The sequence below is a fragment of the Caulobacter sp. GW821-FHT12F03 genome (genome assembly GCF_058806855.1).
On the sequence record NZ_JBXAQC010000014.1, the window covers coordinates 1 to 1,537 of the forward strand.

Annotated in this window: 2 protein-coding genes; both read left to right on the forward strand. The window is 60.8% G+C overall.

Annotated features, from left to right (window positions below):
* Nucleotides 1–489 precede the first annotated feature (489 nt).
* Nucleotides 490–774, forward strand: a complete 285-nt coding sequence (locus AC1RN0_RS18145; protein ID WP_492788872.1) for a hypothetical protein — start codon at nt 490–492, stop codon at nt 772–774.
* A gap of 48 nt (nt 775–822) precedes the next feature.
* Entirely contained in the window at nt 823–1,443 is a 621-nt protein-coding gene (locus AC1RN0_RS18150) for a recombinase family protein (protein WP_492788873.1), read from the forward strand.
* Nucleotides 1,444–1,537: the final 94 nt, after the last annotated feature.

A 1,537-nucleotide genomic window follows, 5' to 3' on the forward strand; every position in this document is an offset into this window, starting at 1 on the left:
ATTGACCCCGAGACCTCCCGTGTGATCCGCCGACACACACACCCCGGTCCGACTCCTTTCGACCCTCGGCCATGGTCCCGGCAGGATCGCGGCGCCGGCCACGGCGATGATCTGGGGTTCGATCCATGATCCCGCCCATGATGGCGGCGCCGGCCACGCCCAACAGTCGGAGTTCCATTGCCCGGACTGGCCTTCGGCGCGTTCGCCCGTCGATATCGGTCGGACCTAAGACCAGATGGCGAACTTCGATTTCTGCGACGAAAACACCTTAATAGAGGACATTCCGTCCCAAGAAACCGAGTTCGGCATAGCCGTGGTCCCAGATGGGCTCGAAGTCGGCACCGCAGGCCGCGTGACAAATGTCCCTCTGAAAACACTTGGTAGAACCCGTGGAAAATCAACGACCGCGAAGAGCCGAAACGGCGTGATCAGAACCATCTGGTTCTGAGACAGGTCCGCCGGGTAGGGTTGGTGCAGGGAGGACGGCTGATGGCCTTACCCAGCGACTACGAATGGATCGAGGTGGAGAGCTTCCGCCCAGGACAGACCAGCGGACTGCACGGGAAGGTGCACGTCAGGCCGGTGGCTGGAGGACCGTATCCCACGACCCTGCACGTCGAGTGCTCAAAGAGCCTGTCACGGAATTATCCGGTCGGCACCCGCTTCCGCATCAGGACGAAGCTGACTGACAGAGAAGGCGGCGGCCAATACCTCTACTCGTCCTGGCAGTGGGCCTTCGAGGTGATCTCGACACCGACAGGCGAGGGCCGTTGAACCCTCGTTCTTCTTGACGCCCTAGCGATCCGTGAGATCGTCTTGGAGATGAAGAGAGCCGCAATCTACGCCCGCGTCAGCACCGACTCCCAAACGGTCGAAAACCAACTCCAGGTCCTCAAGGAAGTCGCCGACCGATCCGGCTGGACCATCGTCCACACCTTCATCGACGAAGGCATCTCGGGAGCCAAGGGCCGGGATCAACGTCCTGGCTTCGATGCCCTTCTGAAGTCCATCGCCCGTCATGAAATCGATATCGCAATGGCGTGGAGCGTGGATCGTCTCGGACGCAGCCTCAGCGATCTCGTCGGTCTCCTCGGCGATCTCCAGGCTCGGGGCTGCGACCTGTTCCTGCACCAGCAAGCCTTGGACTCATCCACGCCATCAGGTCGAATGGTTTTCCAACTCGCAGGGGTCTTTGCTGAATATGAGAGGCACCTCATAAAATCCAGAATCAAGGCTGGGTGTGATCGAGCACGAGCAAAGGGCGTTCGGTTCGGTCGGCCACCCATGCCCATCTACCGTCTGGAGCGGGTCAAAAAGGCCCTCAGGGACGGTCAGAGCATCCGTGCCGCCGCAAAGGCCACCGGCGTGAGCACGGCATCAGTCCAGCGGATCAAACGGTCGATGAGCGTTCAGGAAGACCGTCCGGAGAACGTGGCGGCATGATCGAGGACGATGATCCCGAGACGGTCCAGGACGATGAAAAGGGATCGTTGGAAGACCGTGAAACCATCAGCCGGTCCTCCCCTCGGCTCCACCA

Bases quoted from the DNA above. Each gene is read 5' to 3' on its own strand.
- AC1RN0_RS18145 (WP_492788872.1), top strand. From the start codon at position 490: ATGGCCTTACCCAGCGACTACGAATGGATCGAGGTGGAGAGCTTCCGC.
- AC1RN0_RS18150 (WP_492788873.1), top strand. From the start codon at position 823: ATGAAGAGAGCCGCAATCTACGCCCGCGTCAGCACCGACTCCCAAACG.